A 14,698-nucleotide genomic window follows, 5' to 3' on the forward strand; every position below is an offset into this window, starting at 1 on the left:
CTCGGGTGCCTTTTCTTTTACCTTTCACACGCAGGAGCACCACATGAAACTTCGAGTCAACCAACTGTCCATCGCGCCGCCGTATGTCGATCTGCCCGGTGACCTCACCGGATACGCAGTCACGCTGGATCTTTCGCACTCCGATGCTGCCCACGAAGCCACCCTCGGCGCACTGATCAGCGAGATCCGCAGTCGCGGAGCCTCACGCGTCGTCATCACCGGCTCCCCCCGCGAACTCCAGGGCACCCACAGCAGCGCCGCCTGAAAGAACCGGGCCGCCTGAATGCAGAACGGGCCCCGAACTCCCGTCGAGGAGTCGAGGCCCGCTACCGAAGCAGGAATCAGTGCGCGAAGTGGCGCGCACCGGTCAGGTAGAGAGTGACGCCGGCTTCCTTGGCCGCGGCGATCACTTCGTTGTCACGAACCGAACCACCCGGCTGAACTACAGCCTTGACGCCGGCGTTGAGCAGTACCTGCAGGCCGTCAGGGAACGGGAAGAATGCGTCCGAAGCTGCAACCGAACCGACGACGCGGTCACCTGCCCGTTGAACAGCAAGATGCGCGGCATCGACGCGGTTGACCTGGCCCATGCCGACGCCGACGGACGCGCCGCCGGAGGCCAGCAGGATCGCGTTGGACTTCACCGATCGGCTGGCGCGCCAAGCAAATTCGAGGTCAGCAAGGGTCTCGGCGTCGGCTGCCTCACCGTTGGCGAGAGTCCAGTTGGCCGGGTTGTCGCCGTCGGCGTCCAGGACGTCGCGCTGCTGGAGCAGGGTACCGCCCGAGATCGGACGCAGTTCGATTCCGGTAGCGGTCGGAGCCGCAGCCTTCAGAACACGAATGTTCTTCTTACGCTGCAGAACCTCGACAGCTCCGTCTTCGTACGAGGGCGCGATGACAACCTCGGTGAAGATGTCGGCGATCTGTTCGGCCAGCTCGACGGTGACCTCACGGTTGGCTGCGATGACACCACCGAAAGCACTGACCGGATCGCATGCATGCGCCTTGCGGTGAGCGTCGGCGATGTCGGTGCCGATGGCGATGCCACACGGGTTGGCGTGCTTGATGATTGCGACGGCCGGATCAGTGAAGTCGTACGCTGCACGCCACGCTGCGTCGGAGTCCGTGTAGTTGTTGTACGACATCTCCTTGCCGTGCAACTGCTCTGCCTGAGCCAAACCCGCAGGGGCCGCCGGGTTTTCGTACAGCGCCGCGTCCTGATGCGGGTTCTCGCCGTAGCGAAGAACAGCGCTGCGGTTCCAGGTAGCACCGACCCAAGCCGGGAACAGCGAACCGTCCTCGTCAGCTGCGATCGTGCTCGTCATCCAACTTGCAACAGCGACGTCGTACGACGCGGTGTGCTGGAACGCCTGCGCCGCAAGCACAGTGCGCTCACGCAAGGTGAATCCGCCACCGGCAACGGCAGTCAGGACATCGGCGTAACGAGCCGGATCGACCACGACGGCAACCGACGGATGGTTCTTGGCTGCAGCACGCACCATCGACGGGCCACCGATGTCGATCTGCTCGACGCACTCGTCCGGGCTGGCGCCCGAGGCAACCGTCTCGGTGAAGGGGTACAGGTTCACGACGACCAATTCGAAGGTCGCGATGCCGAGCTCCTCGAGCTGAGCGAGGTGATCCGGCTTGCGGGTATCGGCGAGAACGCCGGCGTGGACGCGCGGATGCAGCGTCTTCACACGGCCTTCGAGGCATTCCGGGAATCCGGTCAGAGCCTCGACCGGCGTCACGGGGATACCGGCGTCGGCGATCTTCGACGCGGTCGAACCGGTCGAGACCAACTCGACACCGGCCTCGTGCAGGCCCGTGGCCAGCTCGATCAGACCACTCTTGTCGTAGACGCTGACAAGTGCACGGCGCACAGCCTTGCGTTCACTCACTGGGGATCACGGCCTTTCGTCCATCGGAAACCACTCCGCGCGTAGCAACAGCGGCGATGACGTCCGCCAACAACCGTCGCTCCACAATTTTGATGCGTTCATGCAACGAAGACTCGGTGTCGTCGTCATGCACCGGCACAGCTTCCTGCGCCAAGATCGGCCCGGTATCAACTCCACCGTCGACGAGATGCACCGTGGAACCGGTGACCTTCACGCCGTACGCCAGAGCGTCGGGAACCGCGTGCGCGCCAGGAAAGGCAGGCAGCAACGCGGGATGAGTGTTGATGATTCGGCCACCGAAACGCGCGAGAAAGGTAGGGCCGAGGATCTTCATGAAACCTGCACTGACCACCAGATCGGGTTCGTGCTCGGCCACCGCTGCCGTCAGTGCGTCGTCCCAGGCGGTGCGATCCTCGTAGGCTTTGATCGACACCTTGAAGGACGGAATCTTCGAGTCCGCGGCGTGCTCGGCAGCGAGGCAGTCCCGATCGACGCCGACAGCAACGATCTCGGCCGGGTAACCGTCGGCGTGCGAAGCCTCGATCAGCGAAGTCAACAGGGTTCCCGCGCCGGAAGCGAGTACGACTACCCGCGCGATCGAGTCGCGAAATTGGACCCTGTCGGGCATTGTCGGCTGCGGATTGTCGGCCGAGGCAGTCAGCGCACTACTCCTGAGAACTGGAAGATGATGCGGCCGGAGTATCGGCCGCATGACAGCCTAGTCGCTGGACTCCTGCGGCTTCGAGGGCAGGTCTGTCTCCGGCTCGGGTGCGGCTGTGGGGTCGACTGCCGGGTCCGCCTCAGGCGCCGCGACAACCTCGGCGTCGACTACTTCGATCTCGACGGCTTCCTCTGTCACGACCTGCACAGGTTCGCCCGATTCCTCGACGATTTCGGCTTCGACGACCTTGGTGACTACCACTGCAGATTCCTGGGCGAGCACTTCGTCGGTGTTTTCGTCGTCCGCCGCTTCCGGTGTGGCCGCGGCTGTGATCGCCAGTTCGGGCTCGACTGTTGGAGCAGGTTCAGCGGTCGGTACTGCAACCTCGTCCTTCATGTGTCCACGATGAGAGAACCACATAGCGATCAAGGCCGAGACGGTCCCGAACAACCCCAGCCACGCAAAGGTCAGGAGACCGAAGCCCCACCACAGGACCTCGACGGTGCCGAACTGCCCCAGGTCTCCGCCGGCAGCAAGAGCAAGCAGCGCCATGACGACGCCGGCACCGGCAGCTGCCGTCAGCACTGCGAGCACGCTGTCCTGCCCGGCGATGCGTCGGGCACAATCACGGCCGAGAATCACGCCCACCGCTGCCGGAACGATCAACAACACAGGCCAGATTCCACCGGCGACGCCTTCCGGAATCGCTCCGAGAAGGGGCAAGGGTGGCAGATCTCCGCCGATGTTGCCGAACACACTGATGGAGACGCTGCCGAAATCGGCCGTCGACCCGGTCATCACCGCGGCAGCGCCGACCACGAGGTTCGGCAGATAGAGCAGCGACAGCACCGTCAATCCCAGAATGCCGACAAACCCGTTTCCGCGCGCGAGTAGGTCACCGACCGTCGACCACGACACGAGTAGTGACACGACGACAGCCACGGCGCCCGCGGCCAGCAGCGCTGCCGACGCAGCCGCGGCCGGACGAACAGCGGCAGATGCCCACGGCGGAATCTCGGCGACGACGCGATCCCAGTGCGCAGCAGCAACACCGACGGACGCGGCGATCAGGTGAATCCCGGCGACCCAGCCGAAAGCGGCCAACGTGTTGGGGCTCGACAGCGGAATCGCCGCGGAGGCATCGGCGACCACTGCGAGCGCGATTGCCGTGATAGTCAACGGTCCGGCTACCGCGGCCCCCACCAGGCGGAGGGTGTCGTCACGGGAGTCGGTGTGCACCGCAGTCGACGCGCATCGGCGTGCGACCACCCACATCATGACGGCCGTCGGGAGCAATGGCAGCACGCCGAGTTGGACGCCGCTGATAGTCGCCGGCACTTGGTGGATGACCAACCAGGTGGTGGCTATGGCGCCGAAAGTTCCGGTCAGGTCGCTGCTCGCCGATACCAAGGTGACCACAACGACAGCCGCGATCAGCAGCATCGTCAGGCCCGACGGCCGGAAGGCGACGGTCAGCAGCTTGCGCGCCAGGTCCTGGTTCGGTGCCGGGCGACCACCGGCGACGCGGCCGCCGCCAGCACGACCACGCCCGGGTCGTGCGGACGCGGGACGGGACCGGGTGCCATCAATCAAAGAACTCATCCCCTCGAGGGTTTCACTCGATAGTGCGCCGCGCACTCAGGCGCGCCGTCGGGCTTATGAATGTGGCCTCCACCCGCAGCGGGTCGGAGGCCACATCCATGTTCGTGAAACGAAAAAGTACTACTGCTGACGCTCGTCGGGGTTCTGCGAGCCGAAGACCTTGGTCTCGGCAGCGGAATCGCCGCTGCCCTGGTCAGGCTCAGCAGACGGCGTCGGCGCTTCGAATGTGGGCGGCTCGAAACCCGTCGGCTGCTCGGTCGAGCCAGCCTGCTGCTGGTTGTACGGCTGGCCGTAACCGCGCGGTGCGGTGAACTGGTCCGACGAGTAACTCGGGTTCGGCTGACTCGCGGGCTGCGAGGTCAGCGGATAGTAGGACGACGTCGTTGCTGCCGACGAGTCGGTCTGTGCGGGATTCTGCACCGGGTTCTGACCGTAGGGAGACGCAGTCTGGCCGTAAGGCTGCTGCGAAGCACTCGGATCGGCGGGGGCGGCGTGCGCTCCCCCGTATCCCTGCTGCTGCGCCTGCCCGTACTGCGGATTCTGCTGGTACTGGGGCTGCTGCTGAGCCTGCTGGGGCTGGCCGTACTGGCCCTGTCCGTAACCCTGCGACTGACCCGGCGCCTGACCCTGCGGCTGGCCGTAGCCCTGCGGCTGACCGTACTGCTGAGCTACCGGACGGGGTGCGGGAGCCTTCAGGATTCCGATCTCGAACAGCAACGCGGCCACTGCGACGACGGTTTGCACGAACGAGAGGATCAGCACGATGATCAAGCCCCAACCGAGGCTGATGTCGACGTAGTCGCTGGTACCGACGGAGAACGCGGCGAACACCAAAGCGAAGAATCCCGTGAGGGTGAGCGCTGCGGCGATCCCTGCATACGACTGCTTCGGGAGCAGCGACACGCCTGCGACCACACCGCCGGCGAAAACGAATCCGAGGCCGTAGATGCTCGACTCGAAGAAGCTCGAGCTGGTGTCCAGGCCGCTACCGATGCCGCTACTGCTGCCGCTGATCGACGTAAACGGCGCAAAACCGAGCAGGAAATTGATCAGGCCGAGTGCCGCGACGGCGATGAGCAGGATGAATCCGAGATTCTTGGTTCCACCGCCCGCTGCCGGCTGATTCGGTGGCCCGAAGCTGGGCCCTTGCGGCGTGAACGTCATGACTTCTCCTCGTAGACGGTCTTCGATGGTTACCAGCGTATGTGTCTCGACTTCGCACGCTAACACCGACAGGAGACAATGGGCAGATGCCCTTCACCCTCGCGCCCGGCGCCGACCATGTCGTCGAAACCGAGGTGAAGCACTCACGATTCATCGCCGCGCTTCGCCGAGTAGACGACGCCGAAGCCGCCACGGAGTTCGTCGCTGAGCAGAAGTCGCTGTATCCCGATGCGCGCCATCATTGTTCGGCTTTCGTGATCGGATACGAGGCGAACTCACGCGTCGAGCGTGCACACGACGACGGCGAACCAGGCGGGACTGCGGGGGTGCCGATGCTTCAGGTTCTCAAGTCTCGAGATCTGGTCGATGTGATTGTTGTCGTCACGCGCTATTTCGGCGGAATCAAGCTCGGCGCCGGTGGATTGGTCCGCGCGTATTCGGGAGCCGTTTCGGTTGCTCTCGATTCGGCCGAGCTGGTGGCCAGGGAGAGGAAGGTCCTGCGCACTTTGGCGATCCGGCACTCGGAGGCCGGTCGGGTGGAATCGGAGCTGAGAGCGCGGGGCGTCTCGGTGCTCGGAACTACATATGGATCGAAGGCGGTGATGACGCTCGCCGCCGGTGACGCCGACGATCTCGACTCGATCGTCGCATCCATCACATCCGGTGCCGGGCAGTTGGAACCTGCCGGGTCGATGTGGGTCGATACCACTGTGCGTGGTTAAGGAGTCCGGAGACTCCCTAACCACGCACGGGGGCGAAGCCCCTTACAGGGACTGAAGAATCTCGCGAGCGAGAGCAGCAGTGGCGGACGGCGTCTTGCCGACCTTCACGCCTGCAGCTTCGAGAGCTTCCTGCTTGGCCTGAGCCGTTCCCGAGGAACCGGAGACGATGGCGCCTGCGTGGCCCATGGTCTTGCCTTCGGGAGCGGTGAAGCCAGCCACGTAGCCGACGACCGGCTTGGTGACGTTGGCCTTGATGTAGTCGGCTGCACGCTCTTCCGCGTCGCCACCGATCTCACCGATCATCACGATGACCTTGGTCTCGGGATCCTTCTCGAACGCCTCGATAGCGTCGATGTGGGTGGTTCCGATGACCGGGTCGCCGCCGATGCCGATGGCGGTGGAGAAGCCGAAGTCACGGAGTTCGTACATCATCTGGTAGGTCAGGGTGCCCGACTTGGAGACCAGGCCGATGGGGCCGGTGCCTGCAATGTTGGCGGGCGTGATGCCGACGAGGGCCTCGCCCGGGGTGATGATGCCGGGGCAGTTCGGTCCGATGATGCGCGTCTTCTTGCCCTTGGACTCGTTGTACGCCCAAGCGTAAGCGGAGTCCTGAACCGGGATGCCCTCGGTGATGACCACGAGGAGCGGGATCTCCGCGTCGATGGCCTCGACGATGGCGTCCTTCGAGAAGGCCGGGGGAACGAATGCGATGGAGACGTCTGCGCCGGTCTCCTTGATTGCCTCTTCGACCGTCGCGAAGACGGGGAGCTCGACAGGGGAACCGTCAGCAGCAACGTGCGAGACCGTGGTGCCGGCCTTGCGAGCGTTGACGCCGCCGACGACCTGGGTGCCGGCCTTGAGCATCAGAGCGGTGTGCTTGGTGCCCTCGCCGCCGGTGATGCCCTGGACGATGACCTTTGAATCCTTGGTGAGGAAGATTGCCATTGTTCTGTGAGTCCCTTACTTCGCTGCGTGAGCGAGTTCGGCGGCCTTGTCGGCGGCCTCGTCCATGGTTGCGACGACCGTGACCAGCGGGTGGTTGGCCTCGGCGAGGATACGACGACCCTCTTCGACGTTGTTTCCGTCCAGGCGAACGACGAGCGGCTTGTTGGCCTCGTCGCCCAGGGTCTTCAGTGCGCCGACGATGCCGTTGGCAACTGCGTCACACGCGGTGATGCCGCCGAAGACGTTGACGAACACGCTCTTGACCTGTGCGTCGTTGAGGATGACATCCAGGCCGGCAGCCATGACTGCAGCGGAAGCTCCGCCGCCGATGTCGAGGAAGTTGGCGGGCTTGACGCCACCGTGGTTCTCGCCGGCGTATGCGACGACGTCCAGGGTGGACATGACCAGGCCTGCGCCGTTGCCGATGATTCCGACCTCACCGTCGAGCTTGACGTAGTTGAGGTCGTTTTCCTTGGCCTTGAGCTCGAGGGGATCGGTAGCGTCGCGATCCTCGAATGCCTCGTGGCCGGGCTGACGGAACGCTGCGTTCTCGTCGAGGGTGACCTTGCCGTCGAGGGCGAGGATCTGATCGTCAGGCGTACGAACGAGGGGGTTGACCTCGACGAGGAGTGCGTCTTCGCCGATGAAGACCTCCCACAGCTTCTGGATCGTCACGGCCGCTGCGTCGAGCACCTCGGCGGGCAGCTTTCCTGCCTCGGCGATGCTGCGCGCGAACGCGAGGTCGACGCCCTTGACTGCGTCGACGGGGATCTTGGCGAGAGCGTCGGGGTTCTCCTCGGCGGTGACCTCGATCTCGACGCCACCCTCTACCGAGCACATGGCCAGGTAGGTGCGGTTGGTGCGGTCGAGCAGGAAGGAGATGTAGTACTCCTCGGCAATGTCACTTGCCTCTGCGACCAGCAGCTTCTTGACGACATGGCCCTTGATGTCCAGGCCCAGGATTGCCTCGGCGTTCGCCACTGCGGCATCCACGTCGGGCGAGTACTTGACGCCACCGGCCTTGCCGCGGCCGCCTACCTTGACCTGTGCCTTCACCATCACGGGCTTACCGATTTCTTCGGCAATCTCGCGTGCGCCGGCGACTGTGTCTGTAACACGTCCAGCCGAAGTCGGCACTCCGTGCTTGGCGAAGAGTTCCTTCGCCTGGTATTCGAAGAGATCCATCTGCTCACCGTCTCGTCTGCGTTGTCACCCGCTCGAGGGGTAGGAGCGGGTCTGTTCTGGACTTTAACCAGTTGCCGCGTTCGGTTTGCGCCCGCATTGATGCTATGTGGCCCAAGTCACGCGCAAATGCCCGATGAGGCGCGCCTCACCGATTCGGCAAGGTGGCCACACCGAATTTGTCAAGCATCAGTCTCACTGATTCTTGCGCTCGAGAACGCTGCAACGAGAAGCAACACTATGCCCGTGGCCGCTGTGATCGCACCCACCCCCACGGTTGCGTCCGATATGCGCGATGACGTGAGCGGCCACTCACTGACGTACACCAGCGCTGCCACGGCAGATCCGATCAGCAATGCCGCGCCCCGCGACGGCCGCGCGGACGCTGCGATCACGGCGGCGATCACGACGGTGACGCCGACGAGCAATTGACCCCAGACGTCAATTCCCCACGGCCACTCCAGAACTGAGGCCGCTGTGTAAGTGTCACCCTGATAGAGGGGGAGCGCGGTTCCGATCAGGACGGCGACGGCGCCGATCCCACCGACGAGAAGCACCAGCCCTCTCGAACCGCCGTCCACCGACGTGTCGACGTCCTCGCGCTCGGCGCTTCCCGCGAGCCAGACGAGCAGTCCCGTCGCCGCAGCGAGGAAAGCCGTGCCGCAGAGTACGAAGGCACCGATCCCCAACCCGACTCCCGGCACGTCGGTCGCGATGACCGCCGACTGCATGACCGCGGCGACTCCCATCACGACCGTCGTCCACAACACTCCGACGGCCGGACGCACTACGGCGGCGCGGCCCGGGGCGAACAGGCCCAACGCGGCGAGGAGCAATACGGCAGCGGCGAGCAGGACCAGTCGAGACGACAGCATCGACGGCTCCGGGATTCCCTCCGGCAACGACAGGACAGGCAAAGCCGAGCCGACGCCCGCAACAGCCGCCGTGATGATTGCGGCGGCGCCGGCAACGCGGTGAAGTCTGTCGACCCGCGCCTGCGCCGCCCGGGACTGCGCCACCATCGCTGCTTTGAGCGCACCCTTTGTTGTCTTCGTAGGCGCGCGGACCACACTTTCCGCGGGAATCGCACCTGTTTCACGTCTGGATGCGAGGTAAGGCGCTGAAACTCCGATCACGACGATGACCACTGCAGCCAGTGCCCCGACCACGGATCCCGAACCGACGCCGATCCGATCGCCGGCTGCGAACCCAGCCATCACCCTGGTTCCACTGACTGCGAGTGCGCCCAGACCGACACCGATCAGGGCGCCGCAGCCAACCGGCAGCGAGATGGACGTCAATGCCGCTGCGACCGCAACGAGTACCGCGACGCCAACCAGTCCTGTACCGACAGCCGTGGCCGACGCCGAGTCGACGAGTGGTTTGACCAGGAAGATCGGATCCTGCGAACTGAAGGAAGGACCGAACAGCGAGAGCACGAACACCACTGCAGCCAATATCAGCAGCGCAGTCGGCCATCCGCCGATCCGCCCGCCAACCGATCGCCCGTCGAATTCTGCGGCGCGAGCACTGCCGTATCCGTCTCGTTCCGATTCACGATGGACGACCATGAGCCCGAGAACACCGGCCACCACAAGGAGTCCGTGGCCCGCAAGCGCGAGATAAGCACCGGGACCCGCGTCGATCGAACCCGCCGAAATCGGACGGAAAAGGTCCAAGCGGTTTGCATCGATTGCGTCGACGAACAACTGAACGTCGAGGATCGCCGCGCCGAGCGACACCGCGCCTATCCCGGCCAGGAGTCCACCTGCCATGGCGGGTCTGCGGCCCGAAACGAGTAGTGCCACCAGGGGCGCGACGATGGTGCAGACGGCTGCGAAGAGCGCCGCAGAAGTGACAGCGCCCATCGTGTCGACCCCGCGGCCACTCCCGACTCCGACGACAGGACTGGCCGCCACTCCGACGGCACCGAGCAGTCCGATGACCGCCGCGAGGGGCGCCCCGGACTTCACTCGGGGGTCGTCGATACGCGCCTGCGACGTAGTTCCAGGTGTTGTGGACACTCGATCGACGGTAGTGCCTGAATGGACCGGTGATCCGGTTGTGACACGCGTGATCACGAAACGAGATGATTCGTCCGTTTTGCCCGGATCGACATATTCCCAGGTCAAGCTGTGAGGCACGTCACATAATCGGACAGGTTTCCGCTACGGCTTGCGCCCATCGCAATCATTTCGTTACCGTCAGTCGGTCTAAGTCACGGGCTGATCACGAACTCGAGGAGAGAACCGGCATATGCATCACCGCAGCCAGTTCACCGCTAGTAGGTTCTCGAACTCAGCTCCAGACGAGGTCACGACCACTTATCCAACGCACTCGGCCAGGCGTTACACCGAGACCAAAAGTTCTGAGATCTCTACCGATATGTTCACTCGAAATTCATCCTCCACGTCGTCAGATTCCGACTCTCACGAGTTCGTCGAGTCCGACGTGATCAGCACCCCCACTTACGCCTCCTCCGCACCGACCGTCGATGTCGAATCTCCGGTTCGCCGCAGCGGTGCTCACCGACTCCCCACCCCTCCCTCTGCTCTCAAGGGCCGTGCCGCCGTTCTGGCAGTTGCAGCCGGCGCAGTGGTCGCCGCGGGCCAGGCAGTTGTCAACGAGGGTTCCTCTTCCGCCGCCGACCACTCGGAAGTTGCACTCGCCAACGAGTCCTCCGCGATCGGCACCACCGCAGAACCGCAGGCCGCTCAGTTCGCTCCGGCCACCTCCACGGCAGCCACCACCGAAGCCGACGCTCCCCAGGTCCTCAACGTCGCAGCACCGACCGACCTCTCCCAGTTCAGCAACCTGCTTGCCAAGGGCCAGCGTTTCAGTGACGAGCGCGCAGCACGCGAAGCCGCTGCCCGACGCCCGCTGTTCGTCCTGCCGGCAGTCGGCACGTTCACGTCCAACTTCGGCACCCGCTGGGGCACCCTGCACGCCGGCGTCGACATCGCCGCCCCGATCGGGACGCCCATCGTCGCAGTCGCCGACGGCAAGGTCATCGATTCAGGTCCGGCTTCCGGATTCGGCATGTGGGTCCGCCTGCAGCACGCAGACGGAACGATCACCGTCTACGGCCACATCGACACGTCCACCGTCACCGTCGGTCAACAGGTCATGGCCGGCGACCAGATCGCCACTGTCGGCAACCGCGGCTTCTCTACCGGCCCGCACCTTCACTTCGAGGTTCACCTCGCCGGCGAGAACAAGATCGATCCCCTCCCCTGGCTTGCCTCACGCGGCATCAGCCTCGGCGTCGAGCAGGACTGATCGCACGCCCAACGCTTCTGAGCAAAAACTTCCGGCCCGCACCTTTCCAGGTACGGGCCGGAAGTTTTTTGCCTGTCTTTTACAGCTTGACCATCGGCACACCGCCGATGAGCATCAACCGCACCTTGCCCGCACTACCGAAGTCGATGGTGACCGTCGCGGTGGGTCCGGTGCCCTTGGTTTCCAACACGGTGCCCAGACCGTACTTGTCGTGGCTGACGCGGTCCCCCGTGGCGAGGACCAGAACGTTGTTGCGGCCACGCGCGGCACCGAAACTGGGAGTCGACGCGGCCTTGCCGGACCCTCCCCCGTAGTTCTGCCCGCCACCGTATCCCTGGCCGCCCTGGCTACCGTAGCGGCTTCCACTGCCGTAACCGGGCCTGCCGCTTCCGAATCCGCCACCGGTGCCCGGATCCTCACGGCGCCAGTTGATCAGGTCCTCCGGGATCTCCTGGATGAACCGTGACGCCGGGTTCTGGATCGGCTGCCCCCAAGCCGAACGCATGATCGCGCGCGTCAGGTACAGACGCTGCCGGGCACGGGTGATGCCCACGTAGGCGAGGCGACGCTCTTCGGACAGCTCTGCCGGATCCCCGAGGGCGCGCATGTGCGGGAACTGCCCGTCCTCCCAACCGGTGACGAAGACGACCGGGAACTCGAGGCCCTTGGCGGTATGAAGCGTCATCATCGTCACGACGCCGTCGTCGGAGTCCGGCAGCTGATCGGCGTCGGCGACAAGTGACACCCGTTCGAGGAAGGCGGCAAGCGAACCCGGATCGGGTTCGCCCTCACGCATTGCTGCCGTTTCCTCGTCGTCTGGATCGATCAGTCCGGCCGCGTTTCGTGCGTCGGAACTGAATTCCCTTGCCACACTGACGAGCTCGTTCAGGTTGTCGAGTCGCGCGCCGTCCTGCGGATCGCTGCTCGCCGCAAGCTCGGCGCGGTAGCCGGTTCGCTCGAGCACCGCCTCGGCAACCTCACCGATGTCACCGAGCTCGAAGGGTTCGTCCTCGTCGGCGGCCGCTGTCGGCAGCAGGGCCCGCAGCCCGTCCATCATCTCGAGGAACGACGCGATGGCCTTCTGTGACCGCGTATTGAGCAGCGCCACTTTGCCTTCCGCGCCGTCACGGAGAGCGGCGGCAAAGCTGATGTTGCGATGTTCGGAGTGCACGGCGACGCAGGCTTCGGCTCGATCACCGATACCCCGTCGCGGCGTGTTGAGAATGCGTCGCAGGCTCACGGTGTCGTCTTCGTTGGCGAGGACGCGCAGATACGCGACGATGTCCCGAACTTCCTTGCGCTCGTAGAAGCGAACGCCGCCGACCACCTTGTACGGCACGCCGAGTCGGATGAAGATCTCCTCGAGCGCACGTGAGGAGTTGTTGGTCCGGTAGAACACCGCGATGTCGGCGAACTTGGTGTCGCCCTGGTCCACCAGCCGATCGATCTCCGAGGCGACAAACGATGCTTCGTCGTGCTCGTTGTCTGCAACGTAGCCGACGATCAGTTCGCCTTCACCCGAATCGGTCCACAGACGCTTTTCTCGTCGACCGGTGTTCTTGGAGATCACGGAGTTGGCCGCAGACAGAATGTTCTGCGTCGAACGGTAGTTCTGTTCGAGGAGGATGGTCCGAGCGTCCGGGTAGTCGCGTTCGAACTCCTCGATGTTTCGGATCGTGGCTCCGCGGAATGCGTAGATCGACTGATCGGCGTCACCGACGACGCACAATTCGGCCGGGGCAACGGCATGGTCGGACTCTCCGGCTCCACCGACCAGTTCACGCACAAGCATGTACTGCGCATGGTTGGTGTCCTGGTACTCGTCGACGAGCACGTGACGGAAGCGGCGGCGGTAGTACTCGGCGATCTGGGGAAACGCCTGCAAAAGCGCAACGGTCTCACCGATGAGATCGTCGAAGTCGAGTGCGTTCGCAGCACGCAGCCGCTGTTGGTAGTGGCCGTAGACCTTGGCGATCAGTCGCGGCAGTTCGGCCGGATCCTGATCGGCTGCGACAACCGCCTCTTCCGGTCCGACGAGTTCGTTCTTCAGGTTGGAGATGTGAGTGGCGAGTAGCCGCGCGGAGAATCGTTTGGTGTCGAGCTCGAGGTCCTTCGAGATCATCGTCAGCAGTCGACGCGAATCGTCGGAATCGTAGATCGAGAAATTCGAGTTCAAACCGGGCAGGAGCGCCGCCTGTGCTCGCAGGATGCGCACGCAACTCGAGTGGAACGTCGATACCCACATAGCGTTGGCACGCGGTCCGACAAGAGCTGCCACACGCTCGCGCATCTCGGCCGCAGCCTTGTTGGTGAACGTGATGGCCAGGATCTGACCGGGGGTGACACCCCGTTCGGCCAGCAGATAGGCGATGCGACGCGTCAGCACTGCCGTCTTGCCCGAGCCGGCGCCCGCGACGATCAGCAACGGCGAACCGGCATGGACCACGGCCTCGCGCTGTTGCGGGTTGAGACCCTCGAGGAGGGCGTCCGAACCCGCGTCGTGTCCCCGCGCGCCGCCCCCGTCGTGCTGGGAATGTCCGTCGTGCTCACCGAGTGCTGGGTACGTGTTCATCGCCTGTCCACGCTACCGGCGTCCACCGACACGGTCGTCAGTGCGTCCACCTGCTGGTAGAGGCACTTGGATTACCTGTGTCGAGCATGGCAAACTGGACGCTATGTTCAGCATTTCCGTTCGCGACAACACGGCCGACCCCGTCGGCCCGCTGTGGCGTTACTTTACGTGCCCCGGACCTCGGTGCACGTGATCTGAACAGCTCACCCGCCCCTGGTCCGAATCGGATCCGGGGCATTTTCGTCAGTGTGCCTGGATCGGTAACGACCCGAGCCGAGACCACGATCCACGCAGTAGGAAGAGGAGACGAATAGCAATGAGCACCCAGGCTGCAGCCCCCAATGGAAATACTGTAAATACTGTCGATACTGTGAAAACTGTTCCGACCGACGTCGAGGTCCCCCAGAGTGAGGCCGAGATCGACGAACTCCGGAAAGAAATCGACCGGCTCGACGCCGAGATCCTCGCGGCCATCAAACGCCGCTCCGAGGTCTCCCAGATCATCGGCCGTACCCGGATGGCATCGGGTGGTCCGCGTCTGGTGCACAGCCGAGAGATGAAGGTCCTCGAACGGTTCAACGAGCTGGGCCAGGAAGGCCACACTCTCGCGATGCTGCTCCTGCGCCTGGGCCGCGGACGCCTGGGCCACTAGCGCACGCCCTGTTCACTC

At 64.3% G+C, this 14,698-nt stretch carries 12 protein-coding genes; 4 read left to right on the forward strand and 8 right to left on the reverse strand.

Going from position 1 to position 14,698, the window contains the following annotated elements; genetic code table 11:
• The first annotated feature begins 43 nt into the window (after nt 1-43).
• Nucleotides 44-265 (forward strand): hypothetical protein, encoded by a 222-nt coding sequence (locus I7X09_RS07680; protein ID WP_003946391.1) that lies wholly within the window; start codon nt 44-46, stop codon nt 263-265.
• 76 nt (nt 266-341) lie between these two features.
• Here the strand turns inward: I7X09_RS07680 and purH are convergent, their stop codons facing one another.
• From purH to I7X09_RS07700, 4 genes are all read right to left on the reverse strand, one after another.
• On the reverse strand, nt 342-1,901 hold the full coding sequence (gene purH / locus I7X09_RS07685; protein ID WP_003946407.1) for a bifunctional phosphoribosylaminoimidazolecarboxamide formyltransferase/IMP cyclohydrolase: 1,560 nt from the start codon (nt 1,899-1,901) through the stop codon (nt 342-344).
• Nucleotides 1,894-2,613, reverse strand: coding sequence for a phosphoribosylglycinamide formyltransferase (gene purN / locus I7X09_RS07690; protein WP_124567459.1), 720 nt, complete (start codon nt 2,611-2,613; stop codon nt 1,894-1,896). The genes purH and purN overlap by 8 nt, the downstream gene beginning before the upstream one ends.
• A gap of 6 nt (nt 2,614-2,619) precedes the next feature.
• A complete protein-coding gene (locus I7X09_RS07695) occupies nt 2,620-4,164 on the reverse strand; it encodes a cell division protein PerM (RefSeq protein ID WP_200316277.1) in 1,545 nt (514 codons plus the stop codon).
• A 120-nt stretch (nt 4,165-4,284) separates the two neighbouring features.
• Nucleotides 4,285-5,328: a DUF5336 domain-containing protein gene (locus I7X09_RS07700; RefSeq protein WP_095971081.1), complete on the reverse strand. Its 1,044-nt coding sequence runs from the start codon at nt 5,326-5,328 to the stop codon at nt 4,285-4,287.
• An 86-nt stretch (nt 5,329-5,414) separates the two neighbouring features.
• Between I7X09_RS07700 and I7X09_RS07705 the strand changes: the two genes are divergently transcribed.
• Nucleotides 5,415-6,050, forward strand: coding sequence for an IMPACT family protein (locus I7X09_RS07705; RefSeq protein WP_095971082.1), 636 nt, complete (start codon nt 5,415-5,417; stop codon nt 6,048-6,050).
• A gap of 42 nt (nt 6,051-6,092) precedes the next feature.
• Here I7X09_RS07705 and sucD read toward each other — a convergent pair whose 3' ends face one another.
• The 3 genes from sucD to I7X09_RS07720 all read right to left on the reverse strand — a co-directional run bounded on the left by sucD (nt 6,093) and on the right by I7X09_RS07720 (nt 10,201).
• The gene (sucD, locus tag I7X09_RS07710) at nt 6,093-6,995 is read right to left on the reverse strand and encodes a succinate--CoA ligase subunit alpha (protein WP_003946432.1); all 903 of its coding nucleotides are present in this window, start codon (nt 6,993-6,995) and stop codon (nt 6,093-6,095) included.
• Between the two features lie 15 nt (nt 6,996-7,010).
• On the reverse strand, nt 7,011-8,180 hold the full coding sequence (gene sucC / locus I7X09_RS07715) for an ADP-forming succinate--CoA ligase subunit beta (protein WP_003946426.1): 1,170 nt from the start codon (nt 8,178-8,180) through the stop codon (nt 7,011-7,013).
• A gap of 179 nt (nt 8,181-8,359) precedes the next feature.
• A complete protein-coding gene (locus tag I7X09_RS07720) occupies nt 8,360-10,201 on the reverse strand; it encodes a hypothetical protein (RefSeq protein ID WP_234036837.1) in 1,842 nt (613 codons plus the stop codon).
• A 232-nt stretch (nt 10,202-10,433) separates the two neighbouring features.
• Here I7X09_RS07720 and I7X09_RS07725 point away from each other — a divergent pair, with 232 nt between their 5' ends.
• On the forward strand, nt 10,434-11,456 hold the full coding sequence (locus tag I7X09_RS07725; RefSeq protein ID WP_200316281.1) for a M23 family metallopeptidase: 1,023 nt from the start codon (nt 10,434-10,436) through the stop codon (nt 11,454-11,456).
• A 79-nt stretch (nt 11,457-11,535) separates the two neighbouring features.
• Here I7X09_RS07725 and pcrA read toward each other — a convergent pair whose 3' ends face one another.
• Nucleotides 11,536-14,028, reverse strand: a complete 2,493-nt coding sequence (gene pcrA / locus I7X09_RS07730) for a DNA helicase PcrA (protein ID WP_124567464.1) — start codon at nt 14,026-14,028, stop codon at nt 11,536-11,538.
• Nucleotides 14,029-14,344: 316 nt separating this feature from the next.
• On the opposite strand from pcrA, the gene I7X09_RS07735 reads away from it, so the two are divergent.
• On the forward strand, nt 14,345-14,680 hold the full coding sequence (locus tag I7X09_RS07735) for a chorismate mutase (RefSeq protein ID WP_206028826.1): 336 nt from the start codon (nt 14,345-14,347) through the stop codon (nt 14,678-14,680).
• Nucleotides 14,681-14,698: the final 18 nt, after the last annotated feature.

The organism is Rhodococcus sp. P-2, from assembly GCF_016598535.1.
In the GTDB taxonomy this organism is placed as follows: Bacteria; Actinomycetota; Actinomycetes; order Mycobacteriales; family Mycobacteriaceae; genus Rhodococcus_F; species Rhodococcus_F baikonurensis.

What these genes read in the sequence shown, in the direction of transcription:
- I7X09_RS07680 (WP_003946391.1), top strand. Translation starts at nt 44, where the DNA reads ATGAAACTTCGAGTCAACCAACTGTCCATCGCGCCGCCGTATGTCGAT.
- purN (WP_124567459.1), bottom strand. Translation starts at nt 2,613, where the DNA reads ATGCGGCCGATACTCCGGCCGCATCATCTTCCAGTTCTCAGGAGTAGT.
- I7X09_RS07695 (WP_200316277.1), bottom strand. Translation starts at nt 4,164, where the DNA reads ATGAGTTCTTTGATTGATGGCACCCGGTCCCGTCCCGCGTCCGCACGA.
- I7X09_RS07700 (WP_095971081.1), bottom strand. Translation starts at nt 5,328, where the DNA reads ATGACGTTCACGCCGCAAGGGCCCAGCTTCGGGCCACCGAATCAGCCG.
- I7X09_RS07705 (WP_095971082.1), top strand. Translation starts at nt 5,415, where the DNA reads ATGCCCTTCACCCTCGCGCCCGGCGCCGACCATGTCGTCGAAACCGAG.
- sucD (WP_003946432.1), bottom strand. Translation starts at nt 6,995, where the DNA reads ATGGCAATCTTCCTCACCAAGGATTCAAAGGTCATCGTCCAGGGCATC.
- sucC (WP_003946426.1), bottom strand. Translation starts at nt 8,180, where the DNA reads ATGGATCTCTTCGAATACCAGGCGAAGGAACTCTTCGCCAAGCACGGA.
- I7X09_RS07725 (WP_200316281.1), top strand. Translation starts at nt 10,434, where the DNA reads ATGCATCACCGCAGCCAGTTCACCGCTAGTAGGTTCTCGAACTCAGCT.
- pcrA (WP_124567464.1), bottom strand. Translation starts at nt 14,028, where the DNA reads ATGAACACGTACCCAGCACTCGGTGAGCACGACGGACATTCCCAGCAC.
- I7X09_RS07735 (WP_206028826.1), top strand. Translation starts at nt 14,345, where the DNA reads ATGAGCACCCAGGCTGCAGCCCCCAATGGAAATACTGTAAATACTGTC.